We start from the raw sequence: 16256 nt of genomic DNA, 5'->3' as shown, positions 1-16256 counted from the left end.
CGTCGCGGCGATCGTCGTGCGGGCATGCGGACACCCGGGGACGTCGCGCGCACGGACCGTGCCGCTGCAGGAATCGGCCGCATCGCTCTCCCGGCATCGTTCTGGCGTGCTCCGAGCGTCCGTCGACACGCCCGGGCCCACATCGATGAACCCGCATGAACACTGGCCACGCGGCCTTGTTTCGTTCTCCGGCTTGCGGGCCTCGGCGCATCTGCGTAGAGTAATCACTCGTTGCCCGGCAGGCACACGGAGCGGAAACGCTCCGGCCCGCCCGGCCGGCTTCGAAAGAAGTAGGGCGTTCGACGCTCGAAGCACCTCGAAGCCCACGGAGCCAACCGGCTCGAGACGAACGGTCGACGTTCGGAACGAGACGGGATGTCTCCAGGCTGCCCCTGATGATCCGGCGTGAGTCGGTGAGCTGGGAGCGTCCGATCCTTGAGAACTCAACAGCGTGCACATTGTCAAATGCCAAATTTTACCTCGTGGCGTCCCGTTTTTGGGGTGTCATGATTCCTTTTGGATTGATTGATTGTCAGTAATGATGGTCTGTTGGTCAGATCAGCTCTGCTGTCCTTCGGGATGGTGAGTAGTGTTTCCTGGTTGGCTCTTTCGGGGGTTGGCTGGGGTTTATGCATTTACGGAGAGTTTGATCCTGGCTCAGGACGAACGCTGGCGGCGTGCTTAACACATGCAAGTCGAACGATGATGCTGGAGCTTGCTCTGGTGGATTAGTGGCGAACGGGTGAGTAACACGTGAGCAACGTGCCCTTGACTCTGGAATAACTTCGGGAAATCGGAGCTAATACTGGATATGAGATGCGGCCGCATGGTCTGTGTCTGGAAAGATTTATCGGTTGGGGATCGGCTCACGGCCTATCAGCTTGTTGGTGAGGTAATGGCTCACCAAGGCGACGACGGGTAGCCGGCCTGAGAGGGTGACCGGCCACACTGGGACTGAGACACGGCCCAGACTCCTACGGGAGGCAGCAGTGGGGAATATTGCACAATGGGCGCAAGCCTGATGCAGCAACGCCGCGTGAGGGATGACGGCCTTCGGGTTGTAAACCTCTTTTGGCAGGGAAGAAGCGAAAGTGACGGTACCTGCAGAAAAAGCACCGGCTAACTACGTGCCAGCAGCCGCGGTAATACGTAGGGTGCAAGCGTTGTCCGGAATTATTGGGCGTAAAGAGCTCGTAGGCGGTTTGTCGCGTCTGCTGTGAAATCCCGAGGCTCAACCTCGGGCCTGCAGTGGGTACGGGCAGACTAGAGTGCGGTAGGGGAGATTGGAATTCCTGGTGTAGCGGTGGAATGCGCAGATATCAGGAGGAACACCGATGGCGAAGGCAGATCTCTGGGCCGCTACTGACGCTGAGGAGCGAAAGCATGGGGAGCGAACAGGATTAGATACCCTGGTAGTCCATGCCGTAAACGTTGGGCGCTAGATGTGGGGACCATTCTACGGTTTCCGTGTCGTAGCTAACGCATTAAGCGCCCCGCCTGGGGAGTACGGCCGCAAGGCTAAAACTCAAAGGAATTGACGGGGGCCCGCACAAGCGGCGGAGCATGCGGATTAATTCGATGCAACGCGAAGAACCTTACCAAGGCTTGACATATACCGGAAACGGCCAGAGATGGTCGCCCCGCAAGGTCGGTATACAGGTGGTGCATGGTTGTCGTCAGCTCGTGTCGTGAGATGTTGGGTTAAGTCCCGCAACGAGCGCAACCCTCGTCGTATGTTGCCAGCACGTTATGGTGGGAACTCATATGAGACTGCCGGGGTCAACTCGGAGGAAGGTGGGGATGACGTCAAATCATCATGCCCCTTATGTCTTGGGCTTCACGCATGCTACAATGGCTGGTACAAAGGGCTGCGATACCGCGAGGTGGAGCGAATCCCAAAAAGCCAGTCTCAGTTCGGATTGGGGTCTGCAACTCGACCCCATGAAGTCGGAGTCGCTAGTAATCGCAGATCAGCAACGCTGCGGTGAATACGTTCCCGGGCCTTGTACACACCGCCCGTCAAGTCATGAAAGTCGGTAACACCCGAAGCCGGTGGCCCAACCTTTTGGAGGGAGCCGTCGAAGGTGGGATCGGTGATTAGGACTAAGTCGTAACAAGGTAGCCGTACCGGAAGGTGCGGCTGGATCACCTCCTTTCTAAGGAGCACTGCACCCCTTCGGGGGTGGCAGAGGCCAGATCGGACGCGAATGTCGTTCGCTGGTGCTCATGGGTGGAACATTTGACATTTCTGGTGGGTTTGCTGCTGGGTCGTGAGTACGCCTTCGGGTTGGAAAGTGGTTTGGTGGTGGGTTTGCTGGGTGCACGCTGTTGGGTCCTGAGGGACCGGGCCTGATGCCGTTTGGTGTCGGAGCTGGTTTCTCGGCCCGTGTTGGGGTCACTCGGTTTGAGTGGTTCGGCTCGGGACCGGCCGTATGTTGAGAACTACACAGTGGACGCGAGCATCTTAGATCGTCGTGGTTCTTCGGGATCGTGGCGGTCACTTATGTGACATCCCTTTTTGGGGTGCCACTGGTCAAGAACATAGTTTCTTGTTACTCATGGTGATCAAGTTTCTAAGAGCAAACGGTGGATGCCTTGGCATCTGGAGCCGAAGAAGGACGTGGTAATCTGCGATAAGCCTCGGGGAGCCGATAAACGGGCTGTGATCCGAGGATGTCCGAATGGGGAAACCCCGCCAGACCCTTTTGGTGTGCTGGTGACTCCCGCCTGAATATATAGGGCGGGTTGAGGGAACGTGGGGAAGTGAAACATCTCAGTACCCACAGGAAGAGAAAACAACAGTGATTCCGTTAGTAGTGGCGAGCGAACGCGGATCAGGCTAAACCGGTCGTGTGTGATACCTGGTAGGGGTTGCATGATCGGGGTTGTGGGACTTTCTGGCTGCGCTACCGAGCAGCGAGCGTGACAGCGAAGTATAGGTGAACAGGTTTGAATGCCTGACCATAGTGGGTGTGAGTCCCGTAACCGAAATGCTTCAATGGCGTAGAGAGTATCCCAAGTAGGACGGGGCCCGAGAAATCCCGTGTGAATCTGTCAGGACCACCTGATAAGCCTAAATACTCCCAGATGACCGATAGCGGACAAGTACCGTGAGGGAAAGGTGAAAAGTACCCCGGGAGGGGAGTGAAATAGTACCTGAAACCGTTTGCTTACAATCCGTCGGAGCACCCTTGTTGGTGTGACGGCGTGCCTTTTGAAGAATGAGCCTGCGAGTTAGCGATATGTGGCGAGGTTAACCCGTGTGGGGTAGCCGTAGCGAAAGCGAGTCTGAATAGGGCGATTCAGTCGCATGTCCTAGACCCGAAGCGAAGTGATCTATCCATGGCCAGGTTGAAGCGAGGGTAAGACCTCGTGGAGGACCGAACCCACCTAGGTTGAAAACTGGGGGGATGAGCTGTGGATAGGGGTGAAAGGCCAATCAAACTTCGTGATAGCTGGTTCTCTCCGAAATGCATTTAGGTGCAGCGTTGCGTGTTTCTTGCCGGAGGTAGAGCTACTGGATGGCCGATGGGCCTCAACAGGTTACTGACGTCAGCCAAACTCCGAATGCCGGTAAGTGAGAGCGCAGCAGTGAGACAGTGGGGGATAAGCTTCATTGTCGAGAGGGAAACAACCCAGACCACCGACTAAGGTCCCTAAGCGTGTGCTAAGTGGAAAAGGATGTGGAGTTGCAGTGACAACCAGGAGGTTGGCTTAGAAGCAGCCACCCTTGAAAGAGTGCGTAATAGCTCACTGGTCAAGTGATTCCGCGCCGACAATGTAACGGGGCTCAAGCACACCACCGAAGTCGTGGATTTCATACTTGTGACAAGCCTTTGTGGTTCAGTCGTATGGAGTGGTAGGAGAGCGTCGTGTGGCGAGTGAAGCGGCGGTGGAAACCAGCCGTGGACGCTACACGAGTGAGAATGCAGGCATGAGTAGCGAATGTCGGGTGAGAAACCCGACCTCCGAAAGACCAAGGGTTCCAGGGTCAAGCTAATCTTCCCTGGGTAAGTCGGGACCTAAGGCGAGGCCGACAGGCGTAGTCGATGGACAACGGGTTGATATTCCCGTGACCGACGAAGAACCGTCCCAATCAATCCAGTACTGCTAAGAGTCCGAATCCGGCCTCCGCCCTTCGGGGTGGCTGCCGGCCTAGCGCTCGACCCGATCTGGTGCGGTTAGCGTGTTAACAGGTGTGACGCAGAAAGGTAGCCGAACCGGGTGAATGGTTGAATCCGGGCAAGGATGTAGGGTGAGTGATAGGCAAATCCGTCACTCGTATAGCCTGAGATCTGACGCGGAAGTCGTAAGACGTAGTCGGTGATCCTCTGCTGCCAAGAAAAGCATCGACGCGAGGTTCTAGTCGCCCGTACCCCAAACCGACACAGGTGGTCAGGTAGAGAATACCAAGGAGATCGAGAGAATCGTGGTTAAGGAACTCGGCAAAATGCCCCCGTAACTTCGGGAGAAGGGGGGCCTGACGCGTAGTACCTCTTGCAGGGAAAGCGTGTTTGGGCCGCAGAGACCAGTGGGAAGCGACTGTTTATCAAAAACACAGGTCCGTGCGAAGTCGCAAGACGATGTATACGGACTGACGCCTGCCCGGTGCTGGAAGGTTAAGAGGAAGGGTCAGCCTTTGGCGAAGCTCTGAATTTAAGCCCCAGTAAACGGCGGTGGTAACTATAACCATCCTAAGGTAGCGAAATTCCTTGTCGGGTAAGTTCCGACCTGCACGAATGGCGTAACGACTTCCCAGCTGTCTCAACCGCGAACTCGGCGAAATTGCATTACGAGTAAAGATGCTCGTTACGCGCAGCAGGACGAAAAGACCCCGTGACCTTTACTATAGCTTGGTATTGGTATTCGGTGTGACTTGTGTAGGATAGGTGGGAGACTTTGAAGCATGCACGCCAGTGTGTGTGGAGTCATTGTTGAAATACCACTCTGGTCATTCTGAATATCTAACTTCGAACCGTGATCCGGTTCAGGGACAGTGCCTGGTGGGTAGTTTAACTGGGGCGGTTGCCTCCCAAAATGTAACGGAGGCGCCCAAAGGTTCCCTCAACCTGGTTGGCAATCAGGTGTCGAGTGTAAGTGCACAAGGGAGCTTGACTGTGAGACTGACAAGTCGAGCAGGGACGAAAGTCGGGACTAGTGATCCGGCAGTGGCTTGTGGAAGCGCTGTCGCTCAACGGATAAAAGGTACCTCGGGGATAACAGGCTGATCTTGCCCAAGAGTCCATATCGACGGCATGGTTTGGCACCTCGATGTCGGCTCGTCGCATCCTGGGGCTGGAGTAGGTCCCAAGGGTTGGGCTGTTCGCCCATTAAAGCGGTACGCGAGCTGGGTTCAGAACGTCGTGAGACAGTTCGGTCTCTATCCGCTGCGCGCGTTGGAAATTTGAGAAGATCTATCTTTAGTACGAGAGGACCGAGATGGACGAACCTCTGGTGTGTCAGTTGTTCCGCCAGGAGCACCGCTGATTGGCTACGTTCGGAACGGATAACCGCTGAAAGCATCTAAGCGGGAAGCCGGCTTCAAGATGAGATTTCCGTCCCTTCGGGGTGAAGGCTCCCAGTAGACGACTGGGTTGATAGGCCGGATGTGGAAGTGGGGACCAAAGACCCATGGAGCTGACCGGTACTAATATGCCGATGACTTGATAACACCCATCATTCGTGGTGGGGTGCACGTAACACTGAGACTCTTGACGAGTGCTCGCGTCCACTTTGTGGTTCCCGATAGACGGACGGAACCGCCACACGCAGCGCGTGTGGTCTGTATCGATTCACTATCCATAGTGTTTCGGCGGCCATAGCGAGCGGGAAACGCCCGGTCACATTCCGAACCCGGAAGCTAAGACGCTCAGCGCCGATGGTACTGCAGGGGGGACCCTGTGGGAGAGTAGGTCACCGCCGGACTTCTTTTCGAAGGCCCACCCCGACACGGGGTGGGCCTTCGGCATTTCCGGACCATTTCGATGCGCGTTGCTGCCGGGCAGCGTCCTCAGCGAGGTCGTTTGCCCGTTGCCTCCGGCGTGCGGAGCGCGGTCCGGTCGACGAGGCGGCCGCCGGTGAGCATGAGGGTGAGTCCCAGGGCGAGGACGAGTGCCACGGCGGAGACCCAGATCATCGCGGAGAAGCCACCGGTCGACTGGACGAGCGACCCCGCGAGGAGCGGGCCGATCGCGAAGCCGCCACCGATCATGAGGTTCACCGTGTTCATCGTCTGCGGGCCGCCCCCGAGGGCCGCGACGGCCGACAGGAGATACGGCAGCACGAACGTCCACATGAACTTGAAGAGCAGTGCCGAGATCGTGAACTGCACGAGCCCGGGCATCCCGAGCAGGAGGAGCACGGAGACGATCATCCCGCCGAGGCCGATGACGAGGTACAGGCCCCGTCGGGGGCTCTCGCCGAGCGCCGTGGCGAGGAGCGCCGAGAGGATGCCGGCCGCGGTCGCGATCGCGATCGCGAGGACGAAACTCGTCGCACCGGGGTCGTTCTCGGCGTCCGCGGAGATCTGGCCCATGAACGACCAGATGCCGCTCAGCGCGACGTAGAAGAGCAGGATCGCGCCGAGACCGGCCGCGAAGGGGACGATGCTCGCTCGAGCGTCGTCACGGCGTGCCGCGATCGGTGTCGCGACGTCGAGGCCCCGGAGCAACGGAACGACGGGCAGACAGAGCACGGTGAGGCCGGCGAGCGTCCAGTAGATGGCGGAGACACCGGCGCCGAGGAACACGATGGGGAACAGCGCGAGGATGAGCGCCCCCATCGCGAGCTGGGCGACGACGAAGATGCCGAACGCGCGTCCCGGGTTCCGCGTCCGTGGCCCGAGCGCGAGCAGGACGACCGTGATGGACCCCGCCGCGAGCGAGGTGATGACGCGCACCACGAGCAGCACGCCGAAGTCGGTCACGAAGCCGGATGTGAGGTGCCCGAGTGCGACGACGACCGTGCAGACACCGACCGCCCATGTGAGCGGCACGCGGGTGAGCCAGAGGTACGCGGGGACGGTCGCGAGGCTGAAGGCGCCGAGTTCGAGGGAGAACAGGAGCCCGGTCTGGGCGGGCTCCAGCGTGAACTTCTCGATGAGTGGGCCCGCGATGGCCGGTGCCACGAGCAGGACGGTGTAGAGGACGGCTGAGAACACGCCCGTGACGAGGTAGATGCGCCGGGTCGTCCCGGCGTCGGTGGTGAGTGTGGTCATGATGTTGCCTTCCGGTAGACGCGTTCGCCCGCGAACCACGTGGCGACGGGCTGGATCGTGGCGATGTCGTGCGGCCGGACGGCCCACGGATCGTCGTCGAGCTCCACGAAGTCGGCCGAGCGGCCCACGGCGAGCGACCCGGCGACGTCCTCGAGGCCGAGTGCCCTGGCGGCGTCGACCGTGTAGGCGCGGATCGCCTCGTCGACGGTGATCGCCTGCTCGGGCCACAGGGCCCCGGGGAAGGTGCCCGACGGGTCCTCGCGGGTCACGAGTCCGGCGACGGCCTACCACAGGTTCGGGGTCACGGCCACGGGCCAGTCCGAGCCGCCGATGAGGGTCGCACCCGCGTCGAGCAACGAGCGGTTCGGCTGCATCCTGCCGGCGCGGTCGGCCGGCAGAACGGTCGCGATCGCGTCGGGGATGACGCCCGGGAACCACAGCGCGGGGGAGATCTCCGCCACGACGCCCAGCTCGGCGAAGCGCGGGATGTCGTCGTCCGCGACGAACTGGCCGTGTGCGACGTGCCACGGCGCACGGAGGCCGCTCGCGACGAGTTCCTCGGCCGCGTCGAGCACCATGCGGACGGATCTGTCGCCCGTGCAGTGCACCTTCGCGCCGATGCCGCGCTCCGCCGCGGAGCGCATCCAACCGAGCAGCTCGTCGGCGCTCATCGTCGGTTCGCCCGACGTCACGTGGCCGCACGCGTCCGGCAGATAGGGCTCGAGGAACGCGCCGGTGCGCGACGGCGGGACACCGTCGAGGAAGATCTTGATGAAGTCGGGCCGGTGGTGGCGCGAGGCCGTCACCTCCCGGTCGACGATGATGCCCTCACCGAGCGGGGCGGAGCCGAAGATGAAGTCGTTCGCGAGCATGCTCGTGACGACCCAGGCCCGGAGGCGCCCGGCGTCGTCGAGGGCCTTCAGCGCGTGAAGGAGCTGCAGCGAGGAGGCCGCGTCCTGGAAGGCGGTTATGCCGTGTGCGTGGAGCATCTCGATCGCGCGCTCCGCGGACCCCGCGAGTCGCTCGGCGGATGCCGGTTCATCGTGCTCGAGTGCGTGCTCGACCGCGATGCCCGCCGCCTCGAGGAGCACCCCGTTCGGTCGTCCGTCCGTGCGCAGGACCTCCCCGCCCGGCGGGTCCGCGCTCGTCGAGGTGATCCCGGCCCGTCGAAGGGCCTCGGAACTCGCCCAGCGATTGTGCTTGCTGTCGTCGCGGAGCATGGCGGGGCGACCTCCGACGGCATCGTCCAGCCGCGCGAGCGTCTGCAGCGTCGAGAGTTCGCCGAGGAGCCCGGATCCCCACGAGCCGCCCACGATCCACGCGTCGGCGGGACGCGTCGCCGCATGGTCACGGAGTGCGGCGAGCAGCTCGTCGAGGCTCGCGGTCGGCGGCTGCTCGAACTCGAACAGATCGACCTGCCCCGCGAGGGCGAAGTGGTTGTGGGCGTCGACGAGTCCCGGGACGACCGTGCCGTCCGATTCGACCCGCCGGTCGGCGGTGTGGGTGAGTGCGTCCTCGCCGTGCGCGATCACGACACCCCCCTCGATCAGCATCGCGTTCGTTCGTCCGACGGCGGGATCGAGTGTCTCGATCTCGCCGACGACGACGGTGGTCTCCTGCATGCGGCTCTCCCCTCGGCGGTGCGGCATCCGTGGCACGGTGTCGCTGGCGCGGTGTTCCGGTCGCGGCCTCACTGCCGCACGGTCGACCCCCCTCGCTCGATTGCCGAGAAACGTACCCTCGGCCGATCGCCGTGTTCTTGGTCGTGCGCGCACGGCCCTGGACCGAGGGCATACGAATCCGGTATCGCTTGTCGTCGCGGGATCGCGTCGCCGCCGCACGACGAGCCGCTCGCCGGGATCGACAGGCACGGTGCGCGCAGAGTCAACTCAGGTGGCGGCGTGGTTCGTAGTCTGATGCCGCGTCACGACGGCGGGCGCACGAGCGGCGACACGAGGAGCAGCACATGACCGACGCAGCGTTCATCTCGGTGGGAGACCTGGGGGAGGGCTTCGCACACGGCTCCGACACGCTCCGGCCGAGCACCGAACTCGACGGCCGGACGTTGCACCTGACCTTCCCGTCCGGTCCGCTCACGATCTCGTTCGCCGGTGACACGGCAACGATCGACGACGAGGAGGTCACCGCACGCATCACGAGCATCCGTTCCGGCCTCGTCCTGATCGACGGACTCACCGGCACCCGGCCGCCCACGTCGACGACGCTCGTCGTCGATCTCGACTCCGGCGCGGCCACACGCGTGCTCGCCCGCCTTCCGCGGCCCCAGGACGCGACGATCAGTGCCCTCGAGCGGGTCCGCCGCGGTGAGGAACCGACGTTCGTGGCGGCGGACGTGGAGCACGGTCGCATCGACGGCACCGACGGCCAACTGCATGCGCCCACCGACGAGCTCGTGGGCATGCGCAACCTCTACCGCTACTCACCGACCGAGGCGTACGAGCACATCTCCCTCGGCCCCGCGCTACACGTGGCACTGTCGCGCCGGGGTGGAGCACGGGCTCGCCGACACCGACGCCTGCTCGAGCTACCGGATCCGTGAGGGCCTCGTGCTGTTCGTCTGGCGCGAGAAGATCGTGCCGACCCTCGGTCTGCTGCTCATCGATCTCGAACAGCTCCGGACCGACGGCAAGATCCTCGGCCAGGCCGACCTCGACCTGCAGGGTGCCGTCAACTTCCCGGTCGGCTCCCGCTTCGAGATCCTCAACGTCACCGAGCTCGGCCCCGCGGGTTGAGGTGCCGTCGGGCGGCTGCGGCGTCCATCGTCCCGGGCCGGCGATGACACGGCCGGGTGTCGTCGCCCGATCGCTCCGACCGGCAGGCGGTGCAGCCGAGGCAGCCGAGGCAACCGATGCGGCGAACGGCCGGCCGCCGATCGGTGCCTCGTCGGCGCGGACGGGCGGACGAACCGACCAGGACCGCCCACGCCGACAGCCCCGACAGCCCCGACACGCCCGGGAAACATGGCCACTTGCGCGACCACCCGTTCACGCGTAATGTATTCCTTCGTTGCCCCGCAGGAGCGAAACGCCCCGGCGAGACGCCCGCAGGACGACATCGAGCTTCACGGCTGAGCGACGATCACTCGTCGCCCACCACGAAGCGCCGCCCCTCAGGAGCGAGCCGAACAGGCAGCGAGCGAGGCGGCGGGGCTGCCCCTGTTGATCCGGCGTGAGTCGGTGAGCTGGGAGCGTCCGATCCTTGAGAACTCAACAGCGTGCACATTGTCAAATGCCAAATTTTACCTCGTGGCGTCCCGTTTTTGGGGTGTCATGATTCCTTTTGGATTGATTGATTGTCAGTAATGATGGTCTGTTGGTCAGATCAGCTCTGCTGTCCTTCGGGATGGTGAGTAGTGTTTCCTGGTTGGCTCTTTCGGGGGTTGGCTGGGGTTTATGCATTTACGGAGAGTTTGATCCTGGCTCAGGACGAACGCTGGCGGCGTGCTTAACACATGCAAGTCGAACGATGATGCTGGAGCTTGCTCTGGTGGATTAGTGGCGAACGGGTGAGTAACACGTGAGCAACGTGCCCTTGACTCTGGAATAACTTCGGGAAATCGGAGCTAATACTGGATATGAGATGCGGCCGCATGGTCTGTGTCTGGAAAGATTTATCGGTTGGGGATCGGCTCACGGCCTATCAGCTTGTTGGTGAGGTAATGGCTCACCAAGGCGACGACGGGTAGCCGGCCTGAGAGGGTGACCGGCCACACTGGGACTGAGACACGGCCCAGACTCCTACGGGAGGCAGCAGTGGGGAATATTGCACAATGGGCGCAAGCCTGATGCAGCAACGCCGCGTGAGGGATGACGGCCTTCGGGTTGTAAACCTCTTTTGGCAGGGAAGAAGCGAAAGTGACGGTACCTGCAGAAAAAGCACCGGCTAACTACGTGCCAGCAGCCGCGGTAATACGTAGGGTGCAAGCGTTGTCCGGAATTATTGGGCGTAAAGAGCTCGTAGGCGGTTTGTCGCGTCTGCTGTGAAATCCCGAGGCTCAACCTCGGGCCTGCAGTGGGTACGGGCAGACTAGAGTGCGGTAGGGGAGATTGGAATTCCTGGTGTAGCGGTGGAATGCGCAGATATCAGGAGGAACACCGATGGCGAAGGCAGATCTCTGGGCCGCTACTGACGCTGAGGAGCGAAAGCATGGGGAGCGAACAGGATTAGATACCCTGGTAGTCCATGCCGTAAACGTTGGGCGCTAGATGTGGGGACCATTCTACGGTTTCCGTGTCGTAGCTAACGCATTAAGCGCCCCGCCTGGGGAGTACGGCCGCAAGGCTAAAACTCAAAGGAATTGACGGGGGCCCGCACAAGCGGCGGAGCATGCGGATTAATTCGATGCAACGCGAAGAACCTTACCAAGGCTTGACATATACCGGAAACGGCCAGAGATGGTCGCCCCGCAAGGTCGGTATACAGGTGGTGCATGGTTGTCGTCAGCTCGTGTCGTGAGATGTTGGGTTAAGTCCCGCAACGAGCGCAACCCTCGTCGTATGTTGCCAGCACGTTATGGTGGGAACTCATATGAGACTGCCGGGGTCAACTCGGAGGAAGGTGGGGATGACGTCAAATCATCATGCCCCTTATGTCTTGGGCTTCACGCATGCTACAATGGCTGGTACAAAGGGCTGCGATACCGCGAGGTGGAGCGAATCCCAAAAAGCCAGTCTCAGTTCGGATTGGGGTCTGCAACTCGACCCCATGAAGTCGGAGTCGCTAGTAATCGCAGATCAGCAACGCTGCGGTGAATACGTTCCCGGGCCTTGTACACACCGCCCGTCAAGTCATGAAAGTCGGTAACACCCGAAGCCGGTGGCCCAACCTTTTGGAGGGAGCCGTCGAAGGTGGGATCGGTGATTAGGACTAAGTCGTAACAAGGTAGCCGTACCGGAAGGTGCGGCTGGATCACCTCCTTTCTAAGGAGCACTGCACCCCTTCGGGGGTGGCAGAGGCCAGATCGGACGCGAATGTCGTTCGCTGGTGCTCATGGGTGGAACATTTGACATTTCTGGTGGGTTTGCTGCTGGGTCGTGAGTACGCCTTCGGGTTGGAAAGTGGTTTGGTGGTGGGTTTGCTGGGTGCACGCTGTTGGGTCCTGAGGGACCGGGCCTGATGCCGTTTGGTGTCGGAGCTGGTTTCTCGGCCCGTGTTGGGGTCACTCGGTTTGAGTGGTTCGGCTCGGGACCGGCCGTATGTTGAGAACTACACAGTGGACGCGAGCATCTTAGATCGTCGTGGTTCTTCGGGATCGTGGCGGTCACTTATGTGACATCCCTTTTTGGGGTGCCACTGGTCAAGAACATAGTTTCTTGTTACTCATGGTGATCAAGTTTCTAAGAGCAAACGGTGGATGCCTTGGCATCTGGAGCCGAAGAAGGACGTGGTAATCTGCGATAAGCCTCGGGGAGCCGATAAACGGGCTGTGATCCGAGGATGTCCGAATGGGGAAACCCCGCCAGACCCTTTTGGTGTGCTGGTGACTCCCGCCTGAATATATAGGGCGGGTTGAGGGAACGTGGGGAAGTGAAACATCTCAGTACCCACAGGAAGAGAAAACAACAGTGATTCCGTTAGTAGTGGCGAGCGAACGCGGATCAGGCTAAACCGGTCGTGTGTGATACCTGGTAGGGGTTGCATGATCGGGGTTGTGGGACTTTCTGGCTGCGCTACCGAGCAGCGAGCGTGACAGCGAAGTATAGGTGAACAGGTTTGAATGCCTGACCATAGTGGGTGTGAGTCCCGTAACCGAAATGCTTCAATGGCGTAGAGAGTATCCCAAGTAGGACGGGGCCCGAGAAATCCCGTGTGAATCTGTCAGGACCACCTGATAAGCCTAAATACTCCCAGATGACCGATAGCGGACAAGTACCGTGAGGGAAAGGTGAAAAGTACCCCGGGAGGGGAGTGAAATAGTACCTGAAACCGTTTGCTTACAATCCGTCGGAGCACCCTTGTTGGTGTGACGGCGTGCCTTTTGAAGAATGAGCCTGCGAGTTAGCGATATGTGGCGAGGTTAACCCGTGTGGGGTAGCCGTAGCGAAAGCGAGTCTGAATAGGGCGATTCAGTCGCATGTCCTAGACCCGAAGCGAAGTGATCTATCCATGGCCAGGTTGAAGCGAGGGTAAGACCTCGTGGAGGACCGAACCCACCTAGGTTGAAAACTGGGGGGATGAGCTGTGGATAGGGGTGAAAGGCCAATCAAACTTCGTGATAGCTGGTTCTCTCCGAAATGCATTTAGGTGCAGCGTTGCGTGTTTCTTGCCGGAGGTAGAGCTACTGGATGGCCGATGGGCCTCAACAGGTTACTGACGTCAGCCAAACTCCGAATGCCGGTAAGTGAGAGCGCAGCAGTGAGACAGTGGGGGATAAGCTTCATTGTCGAGAGGGAAACAACCCAGACCACCGACTAAGGTCCCTAAGCGTGTGCTAAGTGGAAAAGGATGTGGAGTTGCAGTGACAACCAGGAGGTTGGCTTAGAAGCAGCCACCCTTGAAAGAGTGCGTAATAGCTCACTGGTCAAGTGATTCCGCGCCGACAATGTAACGGGGCTCAAGCACACCACCGAAGTCGTGGATTTCATACTTGTGACAAGCCTTTGTGGTTCAGTCGTATGGAGTGGTAGGAGAGCGTCGTGTGGCGAGTGAAGCGGCGGTGGAAACCAGCCGTGGACGCTACACGAGTGAGAATGCAGGCATGAGTAGCGAATGTCGGGTGAGAAACCCGACCTCCGAAAGACCAAGGGTTCCAGGGTCAAGCTAATCTTCCCTGGGTAAGTCGGGACCTAAGGCGAGGCCGACAGGCGTAGTCGATGGACAACGGGTTGATATTCCCGTGACCGACGAAGAACCGTCCCAATCAATCCAGTACTGCTAAGAGTCCGAATCCGGCCTCCGCCCTTCGGGGTGGCTGCCGGCCTAGCGCTCGACCCGATCTGGTGCGGTTAGCGTGTTAACAGGTGTGACGCAGAAAGGTAGCTGAACCGGGTGAATGGTTGAATCCGGGCAAGGATGTAGGGTGAGTGATAGGCAAATCCGTCACTCGTATAGCCTGAGATCTGACGCGGAAGTCGTAAGACGTAGTCGGTGATCCTCTGCTGCCAAGAAAAGCATCGACGCGAGGTTCTAGTCGCCCGTACCCCAAACCGACACAGGTGGTCAGGTAGAGAATACCAAGGAGATCGAGAGAATCGTGGTTAAGGAACTCGGCAAAATGCCCCCGTAACTTCGGGAGAAGGGGGGCCTGACGCGTAGTACCTCTTGCAGGGAAAGCGTGTTTGGGCCGCAGAGACCAGTGGGAAGCGACTGTTTATCAAAAACACAGGTCCGTGCGAAGTCGCAAGACGATGTATACGGACTGACGCCTGCCCGGTGCTGGAAGGTTAAGAGGAAGGGTCAGCCTTTGGCGAAGCTCTGAATTTAAGCCCCAGTAAACGGCGGTGGTAACTATAACCATCCTAAGGTAGCGAAATTCCTTGTCGGGTAAGTTCCGACCTGCACGAATGGCGTAACGACTTCCCAGCTGTCTCAACCGCGAACTCGGCGAAATTGCATTACGAGTAAAGATGCTCGTTACGCGCAGCAGGACGAAAAGACCCCGTGACCTTTACTATAGCTTGGTATTGGTATTCGGTGTGACTTGTGTAGGATAGGTGGGAGACTTTGAAGCATGCACGCCAGTGTGTGTGGAGTCATTGTTGAAATACCACTCTGGTCATTCTGAATATCTAACTTCGAACCGTGATCCGGTTCAGGGACAGTGCCTGGTGGGTAGTTTAACTGGGGCGGTTGCCTCCCAAAATGTAACGGAGGCGCCCAAAGGTTCCCTCAACCTGGTTGGCAATCAGGTGTCGAGTGTAAGTGCACAAGGGAGCTTGACTGTGAGACTGACAAGTCGAGCAGGGACGAAAGTCGGGACTAGTGATCCGGCAGTGGCTTGTGGAAGCGCTGTCGCTCAACGGATAAAAGGTACCTCGGGGATAACAGGCTGATCTTGCCCAAGAGTCCATATCGACGGCATGGTTTGGCACCTCGATGTCGGCTCGTCGCATCCTGGGGCTGGAGTAGGTCCCAAGGGTTGGGCTGTTCGCCCATTAAAGCGGTACGCGAGCTGGGTTCAGAACGTCGTGAGACAGTTCGGTCTCTATCCGCTGCGCGCGTTGGAAATTTGAGAAGATCTATCTTTAGTACGAGAGGACCGAGATGGACGAACCTCTGGTGTGTCAGTTGTTCCGCCAGGAGCACCGCTGATTGGCTACGTTCGGAACGGATAACCGCTGAAAGCATCTAAGCGGGAAGCCGGCTTCAAGATGAGATTTCCGTCCCTTCGGGGTGAAGGCTCCCAGTAGACGACTGGGTTGATAGGCCGGATGTGGAAGTGGGGACCAAAGACCCATGGAGCTGACCGGTACTAATATGCCGATGACTTGATAACACCCATCATTCGTGGTGGGGTGCACGTAACACTGAGACTCTTGACGAGTGCTCGCGTCCACTTTGTGGTTCCCGATAGACGGACGGAACCGCCACACGCAGCGCGTGTGGTCTGTATCGATTCACTATCCATAGTGTTTCGGCGGCCATAGCGAGCGGGAAACGCCCGGTCACATTCCGAACCCGGAAGCTAAGACGCTCAGCGCCGATGGTACTGCAGGGGGGACCCTGTGGGAGAGTAGGTCACCGCCGGACTTCTTTTCGAAGGCCCACCCCGACACGGGGTGGGCCTTCGGCATTTCCGAACCACTTTCCACGTGGCCGGCACATCGGTGTTCCTCCAGGGCGGTGCCATGCCCTCGAAGCGTCGAAGCGTCGAAGCGTCGAAGCGTTGAAGCGTTGAAGCGTTGAAGCGTTGAAGCGTTGAAGCGTCGAAGCGTCGAAGCGTGGAAGCGTCGTGCCGTCGGCGCGTCCCACGGGCGCCGCGTCCCACGGGCGCCGCGTCCCGCGGGTGCGACATCGTCGCCTCGGCGCCTCGCTTGGCGCGGTCTCCTCCCGCGTGCACTGGTGCAAAAGTGCACGAGTG

1 protein-coding gene, 6 rRNA genes and 2 pseudogenes are annotated in these 16256 nt (G+C 60.0%); 7 read left to right on the top strand and 2 right to left on the bottom strand.

Going from position 1 to position 16256, the window contains the following annotated elements:
• The first annotated feature begins 634 nt into the window (after positions 1-634).
• The 3 genes from HNR16_RS10705 (at position 635) to rrf (HNR16_RS10695) (ending at position 5925) form a co-directional block, all read left to right on the top strand.
• Positions 635-2156: ribosomal RNA gene (locus HNR16_RS10705) — 16S ribosomal RNA — on the top strand.
• A gap of 407 nt (positions 2157-2563) precedes the next feature.
• Positions 2564-5671: ribosomal RNA gene (locus HNR16_RS10700) — 23S ribosomal RNA — on the top strand.
• A gap of 137 nt (positions 5672-5808) precedes the next feature.
• Positions 5809-5925, top strand: a 5S ribosomal RNA gene (rrf, locus tag HNR16_RS10695).
• The 16S, 23S and 5S rRNA genes sit together here, the layout of an rRNA operon.
• Before the next feature lie 85 nt (positions 5926-6010).
• Here the strand turns inward: rrf (HNR16_RS10695) and HNR16_RS10690 are convergent.
• Positions 6011-7216: an MFS transporter gene (locus HNR16_RS10690; protein ID WP_179558208.1), complete on the bottom strand. Its 1206-nt coding sequence runs from the start codon at positions 7214-7216 to the stop codon at positions 6011-6013.
• Positions 7213-8769, bottom strand: a pseudogene (locus HNR16_RS10685) (amidohydrolase). The gene HNR16_RS10690 and the pseudogene HNR16_RS10685 overlap by 4 nt, the downstream one beginning before the upstream one ends.
• Positions 8770-9182: 413 nt before the next feature.
• Between HNR16_RS10685 and HNR16_RS10680 the strand changes: the two are divergent.
• From HNR16_RS10680 to rrf (HNR16_RS10665), 4 genes and pseudogenes are all read left to right on the top strand, one after another.
• Positions 9183-9969, top strand: a pseudogene (locus HNR16_RS10680) (MoaF C-terminal domain-containing protein).
• Between the two features lie 665 nt (positions 9970-10634).
• Positions 10635-12156 (top strand): 16S ribosomal RNA (locus HNR16_RS10675).
• A gap of 407 nt (positions 12157-12563) precedes the next feature.
• Positions 12564-15671, top strand: a 23S ribosomal RNA gene (locus tag HNR16_RS10670).
• Positions 15672-15808: 137 nt separating this feature from the next.
• A 5S ribosomal RNA gene (gene rrf / locus HNR16_RS10665) occupies positions 15809-15925 on the top strand.
• Positions 15926-16256 lie beyond the last annotated feature (331 nt).

The sequence above is a fragment of the Pseudoclavibacter chungangensis genome (assembly GCF_013410545.1).
Classification (GTDB): domain Bacteria; phylum Actinomycetota; class Actinomycetes; order Actinomycetales; family Microbacteriaceae; genus Pseudoclavibacter; species Pseudoclavibacter chungangensis.
The sequence above is the reverse complement of the archived record's forward strand: the minus strand, read 5'-3'. Positions and strand labels throughout refer to the sequence as shown.